The sequence below is a fragment of the Lentzea sp. NPDC102401 genome, from assembly GCF_044765805.1.
GTDB lineage: Bacteria > Actinomycetota > Actinomycetes > Mycobacteriales > Pseudonocardiaceae > Lentzea > Lentzea sokolovensis.
This window is the reverse complement of sequence record NZ_JBIWKS010000001.1, coordinates 1,037,225-1,057,504: the sequence shown is the minus strand read 5'-3', so window position 1 is coordinate 1,057,504 and position 20,280 is coordinate 1,037,225. Positions and strand designations below refer to the sequence as shown.

Annotated in this window: 18 protein-coding genes; 8 read left to right on the top strand and 10 right to left on the bottom strand. The window is 70.0% G+C overall.

Going from position 1 to position 20,280, the window contains the following annotated elements:
• Positions 1-106 precede the first annotated feature (106 nt).
• On the top strand, positions 107-1,798 hold the full coding sequence (locus ACIRG5_RS04710) for a glycosyl hydrolase family 8 (protein ID WP_402900119.1): 1,692 nt from the start codon (positions 107-109) through the stop codon (positions 1,796-1,798).
• A 153-nt stretch (positions 1,799-1,951) separates the two neighbouring features.
• Positions 1,952-2,098, top strand: a complete 147-nt coding sequence (locus ACIRG5_RS04705; protein ID WP_402900116.1) for a hypothetical protein — start codon at positions 1,952-1,954, stop codon at positions 2,096-2,098.
• Here the strand turns inward: ACIRG5_RS04705 and ACIRG5_RS04700 are convergent.
• Positions 2,095-3,159: a class I SAM-dependent methyltransferase gene (locus ACIRG5_RS04700; RefSeq protein WP_402900113.1), complete on the bottom strand. Its 1,065-nt coding sequence runs from the start codon at positions 3,157-3,159 to the stop codon at positions 2,095-2,097. The two genes, ACIRG5_RS04705 and ACIRG5_RS04700, sit on opposite strands and share 4 nt — an antisense overlap.
• Before the next feature lie 59 nt (positions 3,160-3,218).
• Between ACIRG5_RS04700 and ACIRG5_RS04695 the strand changes: the two genes are divergently transcribed.
• The 3 genes from ACIRG5_RS04695 to ACIRG5_RS04685 are packed head-to-tail and all read left to right on the top strand — an operon-like array spanning position 3,219 to position 7,679.
• Entirely contained in the window at positions 3,219-4,103 is an 885-nt protein-coding gene (locus ACIRG5_RS04695; protein ID WP_402900112.1) for a DUF5829 family protein, read from the top strand.
• A 41-nt stretch (positions 4,104-4,144) separates the two neighbouring features.
• On the top strand, positions 4,145-6,655 hold the full coding sequence (locus ACIRG5_RS04690; RefSeq protein WP_402900110.1) for a LuxR C-terminal-related transcriptional regulator: 2,511 nt from the start codon (positions 4,145-4,147) through the stop codon (positions 6,653-6,655).
• Between the two features lie 40 nt (positions 6,656-6,695).
• Entirely contained in the window at positions 6,696-7,679 is a 984-nt protein-coding gene (locus ACIRG5_RS04685) for an alpha/beta fold hydrolase (protein ID WP_402900108.1), read from the top strand.
• On the opposite strand, the gene ACIRG5_RS04680 is transcribed toward ACIRG5_RS04685, so the two are convergent.
• Positions 7,663-9,087 carry an amidohydrolase family protein gene (locus ACIRG5_RS04680; RefSeq protein ID WP_402900105.1) on the bottom strand — a complete coding sequence of 475 codons (1,425 nt, stop codon included), beginning with the start codon at positions 9,085-9,087 and terminating at the stop codon, positions 7,663-7,665. The two genes, ACIRG5_RS04685 and ACIRG5_RS04680, sit on opposite strands and share 17 nt — an antisense overlap.
• Before the next feature lie 73 nt (positions 9,088-9,160).
• Positions 9,161-10,108, bottom strand: a complete 948-nt coding sequence (locus tag ACIRG5_RS04675; protein ID WP_402900102.1) for a substrate-binding domain-containing protein — start codon at positions 10,106-10,108, stop codon at positions 9,161-9,163.
• A 241-nt stretch (positions 10,109-10,349) separates the two neighbouring features.
• Between ACIRG5_RS04675 and ACIRG5_RS04670 the strand changes: the two genes are divergently transcribed.
• Complete coding sequence (locus ACIRG5_RS04670) at positions 10,350-12,314, top strand: putative bifunctional diguanylate cyclase/phosphodiesterase (protein WP_402900100.1); 1,965 nt, start codon at positions 10,350-10,352, stop codon at positions 12,312-12,314.
• On the opposite strand, the gene ACIRG5_RS04665 is transcribed toward ACIRG5_RS04670, so the two are convergent.
• The 4 genes from ACIRG5_RS04665 to ACIRG5_RS04650 form a co-directional block, all read right to left on the bottom strand.
• Positions 12,301-13,632: a M28 family peptidase gene (locus ACIRG5_RS04665; RefSeq protein WP_402900097.1), complete on the bottom strand. Its 1,332-nt coding sequence runs from the start codon at positions 13,630-13,632 to the stop codon at positions 12,301-12,303. The genes ACIRG5_RS04670 and ACIRG5_RS04665 overlap by 14 nt on opposite strands.
• 53 nt (positions 13,633-13,685) lie before the next feature.
• Complete coding sequence (locus ACIRG5_RS04660; RefSeq protein WP_402900094.1) at positions 13,686-14,705, bottom strand: YbaB/EbfC family nucleoid-associated protein; 1,020 nt, start codon at positions 14,703-14,705, stop codon at positions 13,686-13,688.
• A 130-nt stretch (positions 14,706-14,835) separates the two neighbouring features.
• Complete coding sequence (locus ACIRG5_RS04655) at positions 14,836-16,131, bottom strand: PepSY-associated TM helix domain-containing protein (RefSeq protein ID WP_402900091.1); 1,296 nt, start codon at positions 16,129-16,131, stop codon at positions 14,836-14,838.
• A 63-nt stretch (positions 16,132-16,194) separates the two neighbouring features.
• Positions 16,195-16,707, bottom strand: coding sequence for a hypothetical protein (locus ACIRG5_RS04650; protein ID WP_402900089.1), 513 nt, complete (start codon positions 16,705-16,707; stop codon positions 16,195-16,197).
• A 72-nt stretch (positions 16,708-16,779) separates the two neighbouring features.
• Here ACIRG5_RS04650 and ACIRG5_RS04645 point away from each other — a divergent pair, with 72 nt between their 5' ends.
• The gene (locus tag ACIRG5_RS04645; RefSeq protein WP_402900086.1) at positions 16,780-17,172 is read left to right on the top strand and encodes a GNAT family N-acetyltransferase; all 393 of its coding nucleotides are present in this window, start codon (positions 16,780-16,782) and stop codon (positions 17,170-17,172) included.
• Here ACIRG5_RS04645 and ACIRG5_RS04640 read toward each other — a convergent pair.
• Positions 17,169-17,477, bottom strand: a complete 309-nt coding sequence (locus ACIRG5_RS04640; RefSeq protein ID WP_319981020.1) for a hypothetical protein — start codon at positions 17,475-17,477, stop codon at positions 17,169-17,171. The genes ACIRG5_RS04645 and ACIRG5_RS04640 overlap by 4 nt on opposite strands.
• A gap of 15 nt (positions 17,478-17,492) precedes the next feature.
• Positions 17,493-18,065 carry a PadR family transcriptional regulator gene (locus ACIRG5_RS04635; protein ID WP_402900083.1) on the bottom strand — a complete coding sequence of 191 codons (573 nt, stop codon included), beginning with the start codon at positions 18,063-18,065 and terminating at the stop codon, positions 17,493-17,495.
• 56 nt (positions 18,066-18,121) lie between these two features.
• Between ACIRG5_RS04635 and ACIRG5_RS04630 the strand changes: the two genes are divergently transcribed.
• A complete protein-coding gene (locus ACIRG5_RS04630) occupies positions 18,122-18,517 on the top strand; it encodes a nuclear transport factor 2 family protein (RefSeq protein WP_402900080.1) in 396 nt (131 codons plus the stop codon).
• On the opposite strand, the gene ACIRG5_RS04625 is transcribed toward ACIRG5_RS04630, so the two are convergent.
• Positions 18,497-20,236 (bottom strand): hypothetical protein, encoded by a 1,740-nt coding sequence (locus ACIRG5_RS04625; protein ID WP_402900078.1) that lies wholly within the window; start codon positions 20,234-20,236, stop codon positions 18,497-18,499. The two genes, ACIRG5_RS04630 and ACIRG5_RS04625, sit on opposite strands and share 21 nt — an antisense overlap.
• Between the last annotated feature and the right edge of the window lie 44 nt (positions 20,237-20,280).

Sequence of the window (20,280 nt, the reverse complement as noted above, 5' to 3'; positions counted from 1 at the left end):
CGATCGCGCAACAACGGTCTGCACCTCTTGTCCAAGGGGTCTGACCTGCATAGCGTCGCCAACCACTCGCATTGACAGCTTTGTTAACTAATTGCTGGAGGCGGTCGTGGGCGGCAGAACAATGGCGTTCGGGGCGGCCGGGCTCGTGCTCGGCCTCCTCGTCGCGGGAACGACCATCGCATCGGCGGCGGACCCCCTGGTCTCCCGCGGCAAGGCGGTGACGGCCTCTTCTGTTGAGGGGTCGGGATTCGAGGCCGCGAAGGCGGTCGACGGCAGCACGTCGACCCGCTGGGCCTCGGTGGAGGGGCACGACCCGGAATGGCTGCGGGTCGACCTCGGCTCGGCGCACACGATCAGCCGGGTGAAGCTGAGCTGGGAGGCCGCGTACGCCAAGTCGTACCGCGTGCAGACCTCGCCGGACGGCTCGGCGTGGACCGACGTGTACTCGACCAGCGCCGGTGACGGCGGCACCGACGACTTGACGCTGTCCGGTTCCGGGCGATATGTCCGTGTCTACGGCACCGCGCGCGGCACCGCCTACGGCTACTCGTTGTGGGAGCTCGAGGTGTACGGCGTGGGCGGCGGCACCCCGCCGACGACGACCACTCCGCCGACCACCACGACGTCTCCGCCGCCGAGCGGCCTCGGCTATCCGTTCGGCAGCAGGCAGACCCCGTACGCGGCGGGCGTCCTGCGGCCGTCGGGCAGCACGTCCACTCTGGACGCCAAGATCGTGGACTACTACCAGCGCTGGAAGTCCGCGTTCGTCAAGCAGAACTGCGGCAACGGCTGGTACCAGATCATCTCGCCGGACGCGAAGTTCCCGTACGTAGCCGAGGCGCAGGGCTACGGCATGGTGATCACCGCGCAGATGGCGGGCGCCGACCCGGACGCGAAGAAGATCTTCGACGGCCTGCTGAAGTACAAGCTCGCCCACCCGTCGGTCAACAACCCCGACCTGCTGGCCGCCGAACAGGACACCGCCTGCAAGAGCGTCAACGGCAGCGACAGCGCCACCGACGGCGACATGGACACCGCCTACGGCCTGCTGCTCGCCGACAGGCAGTGGGGCAGCAGCGGCACCTACAACTACAAGCAGATCGCCGTGAAGAACGTCAACGCGATCAAGAAGAGCCTGGTCAACCCCACCACGAACCTGCTCCTGATGGGCGACTGGTCCGGCCCGGACGACAGCAGGAAGTACTACGGCTCCCGGTCGTCGGACTGGATGGCCGACCACTTCAGGGCGTTCCGCACCGCGACCGGCGACTCGGCCTGGGACACGATCCGCGCCAAGCACCAGGACCTCATCGCCACCCTGCAGTCCAAGTACGCGGCGAGCACCGGCCTGCTGCCGGACTTCGTGCAGGACACCAACTCCACCGCCAAGCCCGCGGTCGGCGAGCTCCTCGAGGAGGCCGCGACCGACGGCAAGTACTGGTACAACGCGTGCCGCGACCCGTGGCGCATCGGCGCGGACGCGGCGGTGACCGGCGACAGCAAGTCACTCGCCGCCGCCCGCAAGATGAACTCGTGGATCAAGAGCAAGACCGGCGGTGACCCGAGCAGGATCGCGATCGGCTACCAGCTCAACGGCACGCAGATCGACAGCGGCAGTGACGCGGCGTTCGTGGCGCCGTTCGCGGTCGCGGCGACGACGGATCCGGGCAGCCAGGCGTGGCTGGACGCGTTGTGGACCAAGATGGTGAACACGCCGATCGCCACGGACACGTACTTCGGCGCGAGCATCCAGCTGCAGGTGATGATCACGGTGTCCGGAAACCACTGGATCCCGTAGATCTTCGGGGTTTCAACGGCGCGATGGGGATCGCGAAAGCGCGTCGCATCGCGAGGCGGGCACACCAGGGGCAGCTCGGGTACGACGAGCTGCCCCTGGACCATCTGGAACGGCCGGGTCGCCCAGCAGGCGGTGTGGCTGCACGCCGTTCAGGTGTCCGTTGAGGAACTGGTGCGCGCAGGCGTCCCCTCCCGGGTCCTCCAGGTGGTGCAGGCGTTCCGAGCAGGTCTGCTGGACCGGGAACGCCTGCTGGGCAAGGACGGCACCGGGGGCCCTGCGCTCGGGGGCTCGGCCGCCTAGAACAACGTGCGCAGGAAGGCGGGCCCGCCCTCCTCGGCGTTCAGCCCCTTCTCGACGAACGCGATGTTGTGGTGGAACGAGATCCCGCTGATGTTGCGCTCCAGGTAGGAACCCTCGCCGCGCGGGTCGCGCACCTCGGCCTGGTTCAGCCCGTCCACAAAGGACTTGAGCATTCCCATCGACGTGCTCGCGGTCGCCTCGGGATGGCCGCCCCAGGTCGGCCAGTACGCGGTCTGCAGGTCCTCCACGACGTAGAGCCCGCCCGCGCGGACGTGCGGGAACAGCGCGTGGAACGAGGTCCGCACGTGCTCGTTGAGGTGGCTGCCGTCGTCGATGACCACGTCGAACGGGCCGAGCTCGCGGCCCAGCCGGTCCAGGAACTCCGCGTCGGACTGGTCGCCCAGCACGGTCATGATCCGCGGGCCGCTGACGTTCTTGCGCGCGATGTCCAGGCCGTGCACGAGGCCGCGCCGGAAGTACCGCTGCCACATCCGCAACGAGCCGCCGCCGCGGTCGGGGTCGTCGTAGCCGCCGATGCCGATCTCCAGCACCCGCACGGGTTCGGTGCGCAGGCGGGCGAAGTGGCGGTCGTAGTGCTGCGTGTACCAGTGCAGGTCGCCCCACTTGTCCGAGCCGTGCTCCACGGCCAGCTCGCCCAGGTCCCGGTGGGCGGGCCTGAGCGCGGACAGCAGCTCCTGAACGGACTCCGCGAGGCCCTTGCGGTCCTGGAACCACCCGCCGATCCCGCGCTCGTCGAGATCGGGGTCCGGGGTCGTGACGGCGAGGCTCGACCACGGGCGTTCGTCGGTGCCGTAGAGGCCACGCACGGCGTCGGCGAGGTCGAGCGTGATCACGACCTCCGCGTCCGCGCACAGGTGGCTGGTGGTGCGGCCGTCGAAGCCGAGGTCGAGCCGGACGTCGTGCTCACCGATCTCCCGCAGGACCTCCCCGGCGACGGCCTCGGGGGTCAGCCTGCGGATCGTGTCGTCCAGCAGGTCGCGGCCGGCGGTGGCGGCCTGCAGCAGCGGGGCGAGAACCGTCCACCGTGAGGTGTCGAACACTGAGGTCCCTTCGTCTGGCTCGAGTCCGGCTTGAGCATGTCCGTTTTAGGATCGAATGCATGGGGATCCGACGGGTGTTGAGCATGATCTTGGCCGTGTGTCTGGTTGTGTCCGGTGCTGGAGCGGCACGAGCGGGGGAGCGGCAGTTGTTGTACTACAACCACGCATGGGGAACGCTTGATCGCGTCACCGCGGACGCCGTCGAGCACTCGCGTTACCTCAAGGACTTCGCGAGCGTCGAGGTCCGGACCACGACCGGCGCGGACGGCAGGGTCTGGACAGGCCGCTACCTGCGCGGCCGCGAGACCTACCTGGAGATCTTCGGCACCGGTGACGTGCCGGGCCAGGACGGTGAACTGGGCTCCGCCGGCCTCGGGCTCTCGACCGAGCACGACGGTGACGTCGAGAAGCTCAAGACCAGGCTGCGCGCCGCGGGCGAGAAGCCGATCGACTTCCTGCAGACCCGCGACTTCGGCGACGGCAAGCCCGTGCCGTGGTTCGACTCGGTGTTCCTGATCGAGAAGTACGACAGGTTCGGCGCCTGGGCCATGGAGTATCGCGACGAGTACCTGACCGACCCGCGCAGCAACGTGGGGCCCGCGAAGTTCCCCGGCGACGTCACGCGTGAGCGGTACCTGCCGGACGCCTACAAGGACAAGGTGATGCGCGACATCGCGCTCATCCGCGTCGCCGTCACCGCCTCGGACCTGGCCGCCACCATGCCGCTGCTGCGGGCCGGCGGGTTCACGCTGCGGACCGGACCGGACTCCGTCGTGGCCTCGCGCGGCGGCACCACGATGCGCTTCGACGAGGTGCCGATGGGACAGACCGGGCTCCAGCGCGTCGAGTTCGACCTGAACCGCCCGGTCGCGCGGCACGTCGAGAAGCTGGGCACGTCCACGCTGGTCGTGGGTCCGGGCAAGCGCGCGGTCTGGACTTTCTGACACCCTGGTCCGGACGGACCAACGAACGGGGTGTCGGACGGGTGTCGCTGATCGGGCGGGATCGGGAACGGGAACGGCTGGTAGCGCTGGCGGAGGCCGGCGGGTCGCTGCTGATCGTCGGTGAGCCCGGCGTGGGCAAGTCGGCGCTGCTGTCCTGCCTCGACGGTCACCTGGTCGCGGGCGTCGAGGCCGAGCAGGACCTGCCCTACGCCGGACTGCACCAGGTCCTGCACCCGTTCCTCGATCTGTCCACTTTGCCCGGTGCACGGCGCGGCGCGCTGGAAGTCGTTCTGGGACTCGCCGACGGTCCCGTGCCACCCGTGCACCTCGTCGGGCTCGCCGTGCTGGAGGTGCTGAGCGCGGCACGGCCCGTCGTGCTGGTCGACGACGCGCACTGGCTGGACCAGGCGAGCCAGGACGTTCTCGGGTTCGTGGCGCGCCGCCTCACCGGTGCCGTTCTGGTTCTCGCGGCCCGCATGCCGGTATTCGAGGGCGTGCCCACGCTCTCCCTGGCACCGCTGGATTCCCCGGAGTCCGTCGCGGTGCTCGACGCGGTCGCCCCCGGCCTGGATCCCGAACGCCGCTCGTGGGTGCTCGCCCAGGCGGCCGGGAACCCGTTGGCGCTCACCGAACTCCCGCTGGGCGGCAACTCCCTGGAGGAGTCCTTCGCCGCCCGCGCCTCGACATTGCCTGCCGACGTGCGGGCGTCGTTGCTCGCCTTGGCGCTCGGCGGTGTGCCCTCCGCGGATCTCGCTCCGGCCGTCGAAGCCAGGCTGGTCGACCGGGACGGCGCGTTCCGGCATCCGTTGATCAGGTCTGCGATCGTCGGTGCCGCAAGCCTTCCCGAACGCCAGGAGGCTCATCGCCGGCTCGCCTGGGCGACCGACGAGCCGGACCGGAGGGCGTGGCACCTGGCCGGTGCCGCGACCGGTGCCGACGAGAACGTGGCCTGCCTGCTGGAGAAGACCGCCGACCGGGCGCTCCGGCGTGGCGGCGCGGCGGCGGCCGTTCATGCTCTGGAACGCGCTGCCGCTCTGGGTGACGGTGGTGACCGCGCCCGGCGGTTGTTGCGGGCGGCCGAGCTGGCGGCGGAGGCGGGACGGCGCGACGACGTCGAGCGAATCCTGCTGGACGTGCGCGGTCTGGATCTCACGGCACGGGAGCGCGCGCTCGTGACGTGGCTGCCCACGGCGTTCGACGACGGCGTGAGCGAAGGTGTGGCGGGCCCCGGTGAACTGGTCGGGCTGGCCGAGTCCGTGGTGGCCGGCGGCGACGTCGAACTGGGCATGCGGATCTTCTGGAGCGTCGCGATGCGGTGCTTCTGGGTGGAGCCGGGTTCGGCTGTGCGGGAGCGGATCGCGGCCGTGGCGCGCAGGCTGCCGATCGACCCGTGCGACCCGCGCATGCTCGCGATGACGGCTTACGTGTGCCCGGTGCAGCAAGGGGATGCGGTGGTGGCCGGGCTGCGTGCGGTCCGCGGCGAGTGCGACGACGCCGCCACCCTCCGGTTGCTCGGCAGCGCCGCCCTCCAGGTCGGTGCCTTCGCCGATTCCGTCCGGTTCTCCCTTGCCGCCCAACGGGATTTCCGTGCACAGGGCCAGTTCGGACTCCTCGCCAGAGCCCTCGCCGTCGAGGCCTGGAGCCGGACGCGCCTGGGCGACATCGCCGCCGCCGAACCCGCCGCCGAGGAGGCCGCGCTCCTCGCCGAGGAGACCGGCCAGCCGTACATGCGCGGACTGGCCGCCGCCGTCCAAGCCGAGATCGCCGCCCTGCGCGGCGAGTACGAGCGGTCGGCCGAGCTGGCGGCCGTCGCCGAACGGATCGGCCTCGCGGCGGGCGCGCGACCCGTCCTCGCCACCGTCCAGCTGGCCAGGAGCCTGGCCGCGCTCGGGGAGGGCCGTTACGCCGACGCGTTCGCCGCCGTCCGCCGCGTCCACGACCCGTCCGATCCCGCCTACCAGCTCGCGTTGCGCCGGTACGTGCTGCCCGAACTGGCCGAGGCCGCGACCCGCAGCGGCAACGCCGACGAGGCCGCCAAGATCGTGGAGGAGCTCGACACCGCCACCAGTTCGCCCGCGCTGGCGGCCGGGCTGAGGTACGCGCGGGCACTTCTGGCCGCGGACGACGAGGCCGAGGCGTTGTTCGGGGCGGCGCTCGACACCGGCAGTTCGCGGTGGGACCGGGCGCGCGTGCAGCTGGCGTTCGGCGCGTGGCTGCGCAGGCAGCGCCGCGCGGCCCAGGCCCGGCCGCACCTCAAGGCGGCCGCGGAGGCGTTCGAGGCGTTCGGCACCAGGGACTGGGCGGAACGGGCCCGCGAGGAACTGCGGGCGTCCGGCGAGTCCCGGGGCGGCAACGGTGAGCTGACCGAGCACGAGCTGACCATCGCGCGGCTGGCGGCGGACGGGCTGACGAACAAGGAGATCGGCGAGCGGCTGCGCCTGTCGCACCGCACGGTCAGCACGCATCTGCACCGGATCTTCCCAAAACTCGGGGTCACGGCCCGCGCCGAACTGAAGGAAGCGCTGATGACGTACTCCGACACCGTCACGTGACGCTCGCGAGCCTCCGCCCGACGCCCCTACCGTCAACGTCATGATCAGCAGGCGACAGTTCTCCCAGGCTCTGGCCGTGGCCGGCCTCGCGGTACCCCTGGTCACCGCGACCGCGCACGCCTCGCAGCCGTCCTGGGGCCCGATCAGGCAGGTCAGGGCAGGCCTGCTCGACATCGGCTACGCGGAGATGGGCCCGGCGGACGGCCCGGTCACGATCCTGCTGCACGGCTGGCCGTACGACATCCACAGCTACGTCGACGTGGCACCGGCCCTGGCCGCGCGGGGACACCGCGTCCTCATCCCGTATCTGCGCGGCTACGGCCCCACCCGGTTCCTGCACGCGCACACGACCCGCAACGGCGAGCAGTCGGCGCTGGGCGCGGACGTCATCGCGTTCATGGACGCCCTGAAGATCCGCAAGGCGACGGTGGCCGGGTTCGACTGGGGCGCGCGGACGGCGTGCATCGTCGCGGCCCTGTGGCCGGACCGCGTCAAGGCGCTCGTGTCGGTCAGCGGCTATCTGGTCGTCAACCTCCAGCAGAACCAGGAACCGCTGTCCCCGCAGGCCGAACTGGGCTGGTGGTACCAGTACTACTTCGCGACCGACCGCGGTGTGAAGGGTTACGAGCAGAACTCCTACGAGTTCAACAAGCTCATCTGGAAGATCGCCTCACCGCAGTGGAACTTCGACGAGGCCACCTACGCCCAGAGCGCCACGGCGTGGAAGAACCCCGACCACGTCGCGATCGTCATCCACAACTACCGCTGGCGGCTGCAGCTCGCGCAGGGTGAGCACCGCTACGACGGGCTCGAACGCAAGCTGCAGGCCAGGCCGGTGATCAGCGTGCCGACGATCACCATCGCCAGCGACTTCGACGGCCCCAACAAGGACGGCATGGCGTACCGCAAGCAGTTCAGCGGCCGCTACGAGCACCGGATCCTCGACGGTATCGGGCACAACGTGCCGCAGGAGGCCCCCGAGGCGTTCGCCAAGGCCGTGCTCGACATCAGCTCGGCGGCGTGAGGATCCCACCGGCGGTCGTGCGGATGCGCAACGAGGACGTTCGCGCGTCCCGCACGATCCGGCCGACGTCGTAGGCCACCAACCTGCCGCCGCGCTTGATGATCCGGCCGTCCGAGAACACCGTGTCCACGTTGGCAGCGGTCGCCGCCTGCACGAGCGTCGTCTCGAACAACCCGCCCGGCGCGAGGTTGATGTCGTTGGCACGCACCAGGATCACGTCCGCGCGCTTGCCGACGGTGATCGACCCGGTGACGTCACCGAGTCCCAGCGCGCGGGCGCCGTTCAGCGTCGCCATCTCCAGCACGTCGGAGAACCCGACCTCGGGCAGACCGGCGGAAGGTGTGCCGGACCAGGGGATTCCGGTGTTCCAGACGAGCCTCATCGCCTCGAACATGTCCGACGGCGCGATCGACGTGGCGTCCGACGACAGCGACACCGGTACCCCGGCCCTGCGGAACCGCAACAGCGCGTCCCGTGGATCGCCCGCGGTGCCCAGCCGGAACTCCGAGTGCGGCGCCCACGACAGCGGCGTGCCGGTCCGCGCCATGATCTCCATGTCGCTGTCCAGGGCCGTGACGTAGTGGCACAGCAACGTCTTGGGGCCGAGCCAGCCTCGCCGTTCGTAGTCCGCCGCGTCCACGGTCCGTGGCGGCGCCTGACCGGCGTGGATCGCGACCGGCAGACCGCGTGCCAGCACGGCGTCCATGTCCGCGAAGAACGCCGGTTCGGTGCTCTGCGACAACCCGCGCACGCAGACGCCCAGGTGCACCAGTCCGTCGAACGCCGTGCCACCCGCGAAGTACTGCTGCCGCACACGATCCACGTCCGTCAGGTCCATCGGCACGTCACGCGGCATCTGGTCGACGTGGCCATAGGAGAACCTGGCGCGCAGCAGGCCGTCGCGGTGAGCGCGCAACTCGGCGTCGGCGTGCGCGGGGGAACGGGTGTTGTTGGACCAGTTGTGCACGGTGGTCACGCCCGCGTTCGCCAGTTCCGCGAGGCCGAGCAGGACGCTGCGGTGGACGTCCTTCGCCTCGTACAGCGTGGAAGTCGCCCGTTTCGCGGCGAAGTACGGGAAGCCGTCGGCCACGAAGTTGCGTCCCAGCGCGCTCCACATGTGGTGGTGGGTGTTGACGAAGCCGGGCAGGACGATCATGTCGGTCGCGTCGACGATCTTCGCGCCCCGAGCGTCCAGGTCCGGCCCGACGCCGACGATCCGGCCGTCGTCGATCAGCACGTCCGCGCGGGGCAGCACCCCGAGTGCCCTGTCGACGGTGACGACGGCGCCGCCGCGGATCAGGTACCGCCCGCGCCGCGCGTCGGACGTGTCCGCGCTCGCCACGCCACCGGCGGCCGACACGGCCAGTGCCGCGCCCAGGGATTTGGTGAGTGTCCTTCGGTTGATCATGCGGCCTCCAAGGCAGGGAGAGCCGATGCTCGCCGACCGTCAGAGGCCTGTCACGGGAGTTGCGCCGCCCGGCTCAGCGCGTCTGGTCGAGTGGACGCAGGTGCTTGTCCGGCGCGGTGGTGAGGGCGTCGATCTGCGGCCTCGCGGCGTCCAGGCGGTTCCTCTCGTTCGACTGGCGGCGGATGATCTCGTCCACGTTGGCTGCCTGCACGAGCAGTCCGGGTGCGACGAGCCAGCCCTCCGGGAGCGCCCGGCCCTCGGTGGCCTGCTTCGCGAGCAGCCATCCGCCCACCGCGCCCTTGAGGAAGTGCTCGGCCGACACCGATGCGAACAGGTGCCCGTCCTTGACGCCCTGCAACGCCTTCGGGTCCAGGCTGAACGCCGCGGCCAGCCACTTCGCCTTCTTCTCGGCATGCACGGCGGCGAGGTTGATCGCGTCCACGTCACCCGCGCCCAGCAACGCGACGGCGTCGGAGTTCGCGTCGGCGAGCCGTTGCCACGTCGCGAGGTTCGCGGGCTGGTCGCGCCCGGTGTCGAGCGGGCCGATGACCTGCATCTTCGGCAACCGTTCCGCGAGCCGTTCGCGCAGGCCCATCGTCCGCAGGTCCAGTGCGGGCATCGCGGGGGAGTTGCTGCCGATGACGATCTTGCCCGCGCTGTCCGGCGGCAACCGCTCCGCCGTCGCGTCGGCGAGCACCCTGCCGAGCTCGTAGTTGTCGTTCTCGATCATCAGCTTCGCCCCGCTGCCGGGGGCGACCTGGCCTCCCGCGACCGCGATCAGGGGGATTCCCTCGCCGATCACCTGCGCCATCGGCTCGGCCACCAGTTCGGGCGCCACCGCGGACACCCCGATGCCGCCCTTGGCCCGCGTCGAGAGGTCGCGCAGCAGTTCGGCCTGCTTGAGACCGTCGTGCGTGTCCGGCCCGGTCGTCTCGGTTCTGACCCCGCCGGCGATGGTCGCGCCCGCCCGGAAACCCTCGCTCATCTCCCTGGAGAAGTCGCGGCTGGTGTTCTGGGACACGAATCCGATGGTGGGCGGGTCATCGGACGTCTGCTCGCCACCGCATCCGCCCACCCCTGCCATCAGCAGCAAAACAGCAGGTAGAGCAAGGCGGGTGAAGCGAACCACGGGGGTGTCCTGTCCGTTGGCCGGTAGAAGGCGAGAAGGCTAGTGCACGGTGGCACGAGGTGTCGGCTTGCGTGCGATCCTTTGGCTGCGTACCAATAGCACCTTCGCAAGGACGCGACGTGAGGCTTTGTAGATGCTGTCCAACTGGGTCGAGACTCGCACGACCGTGCAGACGACCGTCGTCAGCCTGACGATCGGCCTCGCCGCGTTGGCGGGCCTCGCGCTGTGGACGAACCTCAGCATGCAGCGTGCCGCCACGCACCTGCACGAACTGAACGAGACGAGCGACCACTGGGGTCTGGTCGTGCAGAACGTCGATGTCGCCGACCACGCGCTCACCGACTACGTCAGGTCCGGCACACCGGTGATGAGCCAGCCTGTGGCGACCGCCGCCGGCGCCGCCGACGAGAGCCTGAGCTGGCTGCGCGACCACGGTGCGCCGGCCGACGTCCGTGCCGCCAGGATCGTCGGCGATCTCTACGGCGACTACAGCGGTCTGCTGCGCGAGACGGTCGCGGCGGGCGATCGCGGTGACGCCACGGCCGCGTCGCAGAAGGCCGACCAGGCCGAGCTGACGCTGGCGTCGTTGCGCAAACAGCTCTCCACGGTCGTACAGCTCAAACGGCTGGAGACGACCGAATACCTGCGTGCCGCTGAGATGCGGAACGGCAACCTGCGCATCGCCGCGCTCATCGCGTTCGTCATCGACCTGGGACTGGTGGGGCTGTGCGGCGTCGTGCTGCTCGGCCACCGCCGCAAGATCCTCCGCCAGGCCGCCAGGAGCGAGCACGAGGCGATGCACGACGCGTTGACCGGCCTGGCCAACCGCACGCTGCTGACCCAGCGCACCGCGCAGGCGATCCGCCGCAGCAACCAGACGGGCGACCCGCTCGGCCTGTTCCTGATCGACCTCAACCGCTTCAAGCCGATCAACGACACCCTCGGCCACGCCTTCGGCGACAAGCTGCTGCAACTGGTCGCCAACCGGCTGACCGGCGCCGTCCGCGACGTCGACACCGTGGCCAGGCTCGGCGGCGACGAGTTCGCGGTCCTGCTGCCGTCGGTGAGCACGTCCGAGAACGCGCTGATCGTCGCCGAACGCGTGCACCGCGCGCTGGACGAAGCCGTCGACCTGGACGGACTGTCGGTCGACGTCGGCTGCAGCATCGGCGTCGCGCTGTACCCGACCGACTCCGCCGACGCGCACGAACTGCTCAAGCACGCCGACATCGCGATGTACGCGGCCAAACGCGGCCGCCTCGGCACGTCCGTCTACGAGCCGGGCCTCGACGAGCACCACGCCGCCCAGCTCACCGTGATCAGCGACCTGCGCCGCGCCCTCGACCAGTGCGAACTCGTCCTGCACTACCAGCCGAAAGCCGACCTGCGCAGCGGCGAGGTCTGCGGCGCCGAGGTCCTGTGCCGCTGGCAGCACCCGGTCCACGGCCTGCTGGGCCCGGACAGGTTCATCCCGGCCGCCGAGGAGACCGGCCTGATCGAACCGCTCACGCAGTACGTCCTCGACCACGCGCTGGCCCAGTGCCAGGCCTGGCACCTCGCCGGCTGGGACGTCCCGATCTCGGTCAACGTCGGCGCGCAGTGCCTGCACGACATGACCTTCCCCGAGCAGGTCGCCGCCGCGTTGAAACACCACGGCCTCGACGCCGCGGTGCTCACGCTGGAGATCACCGAAAGTGCGATCATCGCCGACCCGCACCGCGCGACCGATGTGCTGACGCGCCTGCGGGAACTGGGCGTGCGGCTGTCCATCGACGACTTCGGCACGGGCTACTCGTCCATCGCCTACCTGCGCACGATGCCGGTGCACGAGATGAAGATCGACCGCTCGTTCACCACGAACATGCGCACGGACGCGTCCAGCGGCGCGATCACCCGCTCGTTGCTCGGTCTCGCGCACAACCTGGAGCTGGAGGTCGTGGCCGAGGGCGTCGAGGACGAGGAGACGTGGGCCGTCCTCGCCGCCCTGGGCTGCGACATCGTGCAGGGCTACTGCCTGAGCAAACCGTTGCCCGCGGACGAGTTCGTCACGTGGCTGCGCGAACGGACGCTCGCCGAGCTGGTCGTCACCGCTGACTAGCGAGCCTGTAGGCCGCCGCCCCGATCAGCTCCAGCGACACCTGCAGCCGTTCCAGGCTGATGTTGTCGCGGATCGTGTCCTCCGGCGTGTGGTAGATCGGCTCCAGCTGCGCAGGCCCGCCCTCGCCGCGCCAGCTGAAGTTCGCCGACGCCAGGCCCTTCTCGTGGAACGGCACGTGGTCGCTCGACCCGCGCGCCACCGGTCCGTGCACCCGCGGGTCGTAGCCGAGCCGCCCGGCCGCAGCGCGAACGTTGGCCGTCGTCGCGTTGTCGGCGCCGTCCACGGACAGCAGCCAGTAGGCCGTCGCCGGGTCGTGGCTGGTGGCGACCATGTCGTTCTGGAACACGCCCTTGATCCGGGCGAGCTCCTCGGGCGGCAGCTGTGAGACGTAGTGCCGTGACCCGAGCAGTCCCTGTTCCTCTGAGCCCCACAACGCGAACCGCAGCGCCTTGTTCGTTGGCAGGTAACGCAGAACGCGGGCCAGCTCCAGGCACAGGACCGTGCCGCTGCCGTCGTCGTTGGCACCCGGCGAGCCCGGCACGGTGTCGTAGTGCGCGGTGACCATCACGACCCCGTTGTCACGCCACGGGAACGTCGACGGCCGGTCCGCGATCACGTTGTACGACGTGAGGTTCGGGTGGTGGACGGTGCTGATCGTCAGCTCACCGGAACCCTGGGCGCGCAGCTTCTCCGTGTGCACCTGGGCGAGGCCGATCACCGGCACGGCGACGTCGCGGTCGAGGGTGGGGGAGAAGGCGCTGGACCTGCTGGCCGTGGCGGAGACGCGGCCGAGGACCACCGCCACCGCGCCGCGTTCGATCGCCGCGTGCGTGGGCGCGGATCCGGCGGGAGCGTTGACGTAGAACGCGATCTTGCCGGTCAGATCCGGCAACTGGCCGTCGACGACCTCGACGAACGGGGCTTTGACGGTGACGCCGAGGCTGCCGAACCTGGAGGCGCCGGCCTGCCACTGGCCGTTGACGTCGGCGAGGTACTTGTCCGGCACGGTGAACGGCTGCGTCGTCACCTGGTAGCGCAACGCCTTGAGCTCGCGGACGAGGTAGTCGCGCGCCCGGTGCTCGGACGCGGTGCCGCCGATGCGCGGCCCGATCCTGTCACTCAGGACCTTGAGGTGTTCGAGCGCGTGGCGTGCCCGAACCCTTGCCACGACGGGGAAATCGCCGAGGTTGAGGTCCGGTGCGTGCGAAGCGCCCGGCCGCTGCCCGGTGGCCGCGAGCGCGCCCGCGGGATTGGCCACGACGGCGGCGACCCCGGCCGCCGCCGCGAAGAAGTCACGTCTGCGCAAGTCGTCCCCCATCTCCGAAGTTCCCAGGCCGAACGTAGGCAGGGCGACGGGGGCGCGACAAGCGACTAGTGGCTGGCTTTCACCAAGTGGTCGTCGGAGTGCTCGATGACCAGGTCCTGCACCTGTGTGCGCGCGTCCGCCCGCGCCTTCTGAACGCACGCCATCAGCTGTGCCGCGAGCACTTCCGGTTCGAGGCCGCGGACCTCAGGGCTCAGCATGATGCCCGTCGTGAGGCCGTTCGAGTCGACGGTGACGCTGATGCCGCCGCGGGTGGCTTCGCCGCTGACCGCCGCGAGCAACCCGACCAGGTCGAGGTAGCGGCGCTGCTCGCGTTCGGCGGTGGCGTCGCGGCGCTCCTCCCACCACGTGATCCGGCGGCGCAGCAACGCCTGCGCGGTCGCCGGGTCGGACACGGGAATCGTCCACGAGCCGGACGCGGTGTGCAGCACGACGGCGTTCGCCTGCGCTGTCACGCGGAGGACGCGGGCGAACGAGACCCCCGCGTCGACCCGGGAACCGTGGCGGGTGGTCCAGTCGACGCGGTCGGTGCCGATCATCACCCGCGTCCCGTCGCCGACCAGCACGAGCGGGAACGCCGTCGAGCCGAGTTCGAGGACCGGAGCCGAGAGCAGTGAGCGATGGGCCAGCCGGGCGAGCGCGCTCGCGGACCCCGCGCCGAGCACTCCGGCCGCGCACAACGCTTTCACCGCGATCGCCGCGCCGGGACTGAGCCGCAACGCGATGCCCGAGCCCGGCAACACGCCGAGCACGAGCTGCGCCGAGGTCATCAGGGTGGTGGCGGGCAGCCACGAGTGCGGGTCGCTCAACCCGTTGCGCCGCAACCAGGTCAGCAACGCCCACGCGCACGCCGCCGCGGCGACGGCCGGAATCGCCGACCACCACGGCATGATCCGCTGCCCGGCCGAGGTCATCCCGGCGAGCACGATGCAGACGATGCCGATGGCGACCGGCAGGACGCCGGCGGAGAGCAGGAGCAACGTCCTCGTGCGGCGCCATCGCGCGGCCAGCGCATGCACGACCTGAGGATCGTTGATCAGGGGAATGGCGTGGGGGATGAGTGTCATCCTGGGCACCCCTCGTCAGCTCTCCGCCGCCACCGTCTGTGACGTGCGGGCCGACCAGGCTTCCCGGCGCACCTGGGTATTAATATGCCGTAAATGTCCAGGTCGGGCAAGCCCTGTCCACAGTGGACGATCAGGAGGCCGCGGTCTTCGTCCTCCTTCCGAGCAGGAGGTCGACCGCCAGGAAGGCCACCAGGGTGACCCCGAGCAACGGCACGAACCAGCCGACGAGCAGCGTCGCGAGGCCGAGCCCGATCAGTGCGCCGGGCGGTGCCTTGCGCCACTGACCGCGCGGCGTCGGACGGCCGAACCCGCTGGTGGGCCTGCGCTTCCACCACATGCGGTAGCCGAGTACGACCAACGCGACCAGTCCGCCGCCGACGAGCAGCAGCAGGAGCTGGTTGGGCCACCCGAAGAGCACGCCCATGTGCGCGTCGATGCCCCACCTCGTGAGCTTCGCGCCCAGCGGGAAGTCGGCGAACTTGAGCGTGCTGACCACCTCGCCGCCGTGGACCGCGACGGCGTCACCCTGGCTGGGCAGGCCCTTCTCGATCTCCGCCACCTTCCACGCGCCGCCGGACTCCGCGGGCAGGCTCACCTCGACCGCCTTCGCGTCGATGTCCGACAGCTTCGCGACGCCGAACACGGTGTCGATCTCGCTGTGACCGTCCGCGGACGAGCTGCTCGAACCGTGGTCACCGTGGCTTTCGCCGGCGCCGGGCATCTTCAACGTCGGCGTGGACCAGCCGATGGCCGTGCGCAGCATGGCGACGTTCTCACCGGCGTAGGCCGACCACGTGAGGCCCGTGGCGGACAGGAACAACGCGCCGGCCAGCACCCAGACGCCGATCAGTCCGTGCGTCTTGATGCGTTTGCTGTTGCGTGCCCGGGAGATCCACAGGACCAGCCCGCCCAGTGCGACGACCCACAACCAGGAGGCGGCGAGTTCGCTGTAGAGGCGGCCGGGTTCGCCGAGCATCAGGTTGCGGTGCAACTGATCCAGCGTTGTGCGCAGAGGTAGCACGCCGCTCGACCCGTAGACGACGAGATCGCCGGTGACGCGTCCGGTGCCGGGATCGACGAAGACCGCCCGGCGTTCGGACTCGCCCAGACCCTTCTCGGAGAACAGAACCCTCGTCGTGGCACCGGGTTCCGGAGCGGGCCGGACCGCGACGAGCGAGCCCTGGGGCGAGGTCGCGAGCGCGGCGTCGACCTGCTTGGACAGCGGAAGTTGTTGCGTGGAAGCGGGAACGCGGAGCTGATCGGAGTAGACCCAGGACTCCAGTTGCGGCGTCAGGGCGTAGAGCACGCCGGTCAGCGAGGCGATGAGGATGAACGGGGCGACGAGCACGCCGGCGTAGAAGTGCAGGCGCAGGAAGAGTCCCCGCCACGCGAAAGATGTGCGTGACGGAGCGGCTGTGGTGGTCATGACGCTCCTGGATGGGCGTGAACAGGGGCAGGACCGCTCGATGAGCGGACCTGTGAAGGGGATTCAGACCTGTTCAGCCGGAGGACCGCGCCACGACAGCACGTCCAGGAGGACGATCGCGGTCGGCGCGAGGGAGGGCGTGGCGACGACCAGGGGAGCGGTGGCGGGCAGGACGGCGAGCCTGCGGGGGAGAGTCGCCTTGACCGCGCGGGCCAGCGTGAGAATCGAGCGTTCGGCCACGGCCAGCACGACGACCGTCAGTGCCGTGGCCACGACGTGCGAGGCGATCATGCGCGACGGTTCGGCCTCGTGCGCGTGCCGGAACGCGGCGAGCGACACCAGGACGTGCATCGCGAGCTGTCCGCCGCCGATCAGCAGGAGCAGGCGTTGCCACGTCAGCTCGTGCCGGGCGAATCCGGTCGTCGCCCACGTCAGCAGCGCGACCAGCGAGAAGAGCAGTCCCGCGTCGGGTAACTGACCGTCCGCACTGGAGTGTGCGAGAACCGCGAGCGTGCCGTTGACGATGCCGACGGCAGCACAGCGCGCACGGCGCAGCGGAGCAGTCGGCAGGGTCACGACCAGCAGCTTAGTGGTCGGATTGGGAGAAACCACCCTACGGATTTCCCAGGGGTGCGGTTCAATGCGGCGGTGATCACTTATCGCACTGATCTCAACGGACTGACCGAGGCCGATCTCGCCGGGTTCTTCGTGGGCTGGCCCACGCCGCCGTCACCCGCCCAGCACCTCGCCGTGCTGCACGGGAGCTATCGCGTGGTGATCGCCCGCTCGCAGGACGACGTCGTCGGTTTCGTGAACATGATCAGCGACGGCGTGCTGACGGCGTTCATCCCGTGGCTGGAGGTGCGGCCGGAGTTCCAGGGTCAGGGCATCGGCACGGAGCTGATGCGGCGGATCGCGGCCGAGGCCGCGCACATGTACTCGGTGGACCTCGTGTGCGACGACGAGTTGCGTCCGTACTACGAGCGGCTTGGCATGATCACGCTGACGGGGATGGGCTTCCGCAACCGCGCCGCGATCTAGATGCCTTCGAGGTCCAGGGTCTGCTGGTGAGGGCCGCCGGTGAACGAGCTGGTGAGCAGGCCCGCACTTCGGCACCGCCCGCACGTCACCGGTGACGTCGTCGCCTTGAACCGGGTGAAGTCCCAGCTGCCCGTGCCGACGTGGCAGCCGGGGCCGGGCACCTCCAGGCCGAGCCAGCCCTGCAGCCGCACGGCGTGCACGACGTCGGATCCGTCGAGGTAGCCGTTGAGCCGCCCCGCGAACCGGTGGCGCGCCTCTGCCGCGGGCGCGCTGAGTGCCTCCTGCAAGACCGAAATGCCGTTCATGAACCCGATTCAACCTCACCGGGACGCGTCGAGCCGTGCACCACGCCGCTCCAGCACGGTGAGGCTCCTGGCACACCACCGCACGTTGTCCCGCTCGAAGGACAAGCCGCGCAACAAGGTCAGGTACGGCCCGACCCGTTCGGCCGTGGCGAGGAACTCGTCCTCGTCCACCCCGCCGAGCAACTTGGCGCGCAGTCGTTCGTAGCGCTGGATCTTCGCCTCTGCCCACTGCTTGCGTTCGCGGATCGAGGACTTCACCGCCTCGACGTCACCGGAGTCCGCAGCCAGCACCGCGACCAGCAGCTCGTCCCGGATCGCGGTGGGCTTGTGCGGCGCGGCCGTGAACCTCGTCAGCTCCTCCCGCCCCGCCGGCGTCAGCGAGAAGAGGCGCTTGTTCGGCCGGCGTTCCTGTTCGACCGTCCTGGCCGTGATCAGCCCGTCGGTCTCCATCCGGTCCAGCTCCCGGTAGAGCTGCTGCGGTGTGCAGATCCAGAAGTTCGCCACGGACGCGTCGAACGCCTTGGCCAGGTCGTAGCCGGACGACTCCCCGTCCAGCAGGGCGGCCATCACGGCGTTGCGCAGCGACATAGCAGCAGGTTACGGTGCTCCGACCTAGTCAACAAGTTGAGTATGCGAGGGTCCACGTGAACGCATTCCGCAAGGCGGTCGAGGCACGCGACACCGAGGCGATGGCGGCGTGCCTGGCCGACAACGTCGTGTTCACCAGCCCCGTCGCGTTCGCGCCGTACCCAGGCAAGCCGCTCACCGCCGCGATCCTGCGCGGCGTGATGCGGGTGTTCGAGAACTTCCGCTACGAGCGCGAGATCATCGACGGCCGGAACCACGCGCTGGTGTTCCGGACCGAGGTGGGCGGCAAGGAGATCCAGGGCTGCGACTTCCTGCACCTCGACGAGGACGGCCTGATCGACGAGTTCACCGTCATGGTGCGCCCGCTGTCCGGCGCCCAGGCCCTGTCCGAGGCGATGGCCGCCCAGTTCGACCAGATCAAGGCCGAAGCACTAGAAGCGTTCAACTCCTAACGCGGTCAGCGCCAGGTCGAGGTTGCTCAACCCTTGGAGGTTGCGCCCGGTCTGTGCTGCCAGTTCGATGATCGCCACGTTGCGCTGGTCGTCGGCCGACATCTTCCTGAGCGCCGCGTCGTCGCGGATCCCGGTCTCCCGCAGGAACACCATGACCGCGCCGACGCCGGCCAGCTCCGGGTCGCTGTAGGCCTGGTAGTCCTTCTGGTTGCTCAGCGAGGCCATCACGACGATCAACGTGTTCCGCATGTCGTCGCGGGACATGGTGTTGAGCTGTTGCTGGCTGCGGAACCTGCCTGCCAGCAGCACCCCGCGGCCGTAGAACGGCGTCGAGCCCGGCCGTCTGCCGCGCGTGGCGAGGTCGCTGCCCAGCGCGATCTGGGCCAGTTGCAGGTTCGTGAACCCCTGCAATGCCTGTCCCGCACCGGTTTGCGCACCGAGCTCGATGATCATCAGGTTGCGCTGGTCGTCCGCCGTCAACGTCTTGAGCGTCGCGTCGTCGCGCAGTCCGTTGCGGCGCAGGAAGACCATCGCGGCACCCATGCCGGCCAAGGTGTCGTCGTCGTAGCGCTGGTAGTCGTCCTGCTTGCTCAGCGACGCCATGACGACGATCAACGTGTTGCGCATCTGGTCGCGCGTCATCGTGTTGAGCTGGTGCTGCGTGCGGAACCCGCCTGCCAGCAGCACGCCCCGGATCGGGAACGAGATCACCGACTCGGCGCGCACCTCGACATCCGCGTAGTCCTCGCCCAGCCCGGTGAGCCGCAACGTGAAGTTGCCCGCGGCGCAGGCCCATTCGGTGAGCGGAAGGGCGGCCACGCCGTCGTACCGCACCAGGCCGTCGGGGTTGAGCGAGTGCACGACCAGGCCTTCAGCACCGATCGCCTGGTCGTAGGCCTTGGGCGCCGCGCGGCGCAGTTCCACGAGGAACGTCCGCCCGTCGCGTCGCTGGGACGGCACCGCGATCAGCACGGGTTTGCCCGCGCCCGGTGACCGGTAGTCGGGTTTGTACAGCCGCGCCTTCGCGGGCAGGTCGCGGACGTGCACCACCGACGAGCTGTCGCGGAACCGCGCGTCCCGGTACAGGTGCGCGCCCGGCACCAGCGGTCCGACGATGCGGTTGGCGGGCACGCCCACGTACGGCGACTGCATGTTCGGGCCACCGTCGGGCAGCTTCGGCGTCGAGTCCCGGACCCAGCTCTGCGGACCCGGTGCCGTCGGGCCGTAGCCGCGGGCGCTCATCACGGAGTACGGCGAGGCGTACTCCCTTCCCGCGGCGTCGAACTCGTGCTGGAGTCCGTAGCCGTGGCCGAGTTCCTGGCACGCCGCGTCGAACGGCGTGATCGAGTCGACCACGGTCACCCGGATCCGTTTCGTGCCACCGGGAACCGGCACGTCCACCTCGCCGCCGCCCCACCAGCCGGTCGGCTTCGCGAGCCAGATCAGCAGAACGTCCGTGTGCGCCCAGTCGACCTGCGTGGCGGCCTTCACCACCGCCTCGTGCAGCCTGGCCCGCTTCTCGTCGTCGGACACCGGCACCGGGTTGGGGATCTCGACGGGGTCGTACACCTGGCTGCTCACGTCGAAGAGCCCGCGGGTGGACCGCCACCAGAAGTCGCCGAGGCCGTGCTCGATGCCCGGCCTCATCCAGTTCTCGAACTGCTTGCGCGACCAGACGCTGTCCGTGGCCGTGTACCGCACCGGAACGACTGCGATCATCGTCGCCTCCTCTGTGCCGCCTGAGTGGACACAGAGGAACTCGG

What these genes read in the sequence shown, in the direction of transcription:
- ACIRG5_RS04680 (WP_402900105.1), bottom strand. Translation starts at nt 9,087, where the DNA reads ATGATCAACCGAAGGACACTCACCAAATCCCTGGGCGCGGCACTGGCC.
- ACIRG5_RS04635 (WP_402900083.1), bottom strand. Translation starts at nt 18,065, where the DNA reads ATGTCGCTGCGCAACGCCGTGATGGCCGCCCTGCTGGACGGGGAGTCG.
- ACIRG5_RS04695 (WP_402900112.1), top strand. Translation starts at nt 3,219, where the DNA reads ATGGGGATCCGACGGGTGTTGAGCATGATCTTGGCCGTGTGTCTGGTT.
- ACIRG5_RS04665 (WP_402900097.1), bottom strand. Translation starts at nt 13,632, where the DNA reads ATGGGGGACGACTTGCGCAGACGTGACTTCTTCGCGGCGGCGGCCGGG.
- ACIRG5_RS04640 (WP_319981020.1), bottom strand. Translation starts at nt 17,477, where the DNA reads ATGAACGGCATTTCGGTCTTGCAGGAGGCACTCAGCGCGCCCGCGGCA.
- ACIRG5_RS04655 (WP_402900091.1), bottom strand. Translation starts at nt 16,131, where the DNA reads ATGACCACCACAGCCGCTCCGTCACGCACATCTTTCGCGTGGCGGGGA.
- ACIRG5_RS04625 (WP_402900078.1), bottom strand. Translation starts at nt 20,236, where the DNA reads ATGATCGCAGTCGTTCCGGTGCGGTACACGGCCACGGACAGCGTCTGG.
- ACIRG5_RS04660 (WP_402900094.1), bottom strand. Translation starts at nt 14,705, where the DNA reads ATGACACTCATCCCCCACGCCATTCCCCTGATCAACGATCCTCAGGTC.
- ACIRG5_RS04685 (WP_402900108.1), top strand. Translation starts at nt 6,696, where the DNA reads ATGATCAGCAGGCGACAGTTCTCCCAGGCTCTGGCCGTGGCCGGCCTC.
- ACIRG5_RS04670 (WP_402900100.1), top strand. Translation starts at nt 10,350, where the DNA reads ATGCTGTCCAACTGGGTCGAGACTCGCACGACCGTGCAGACGACCGTC.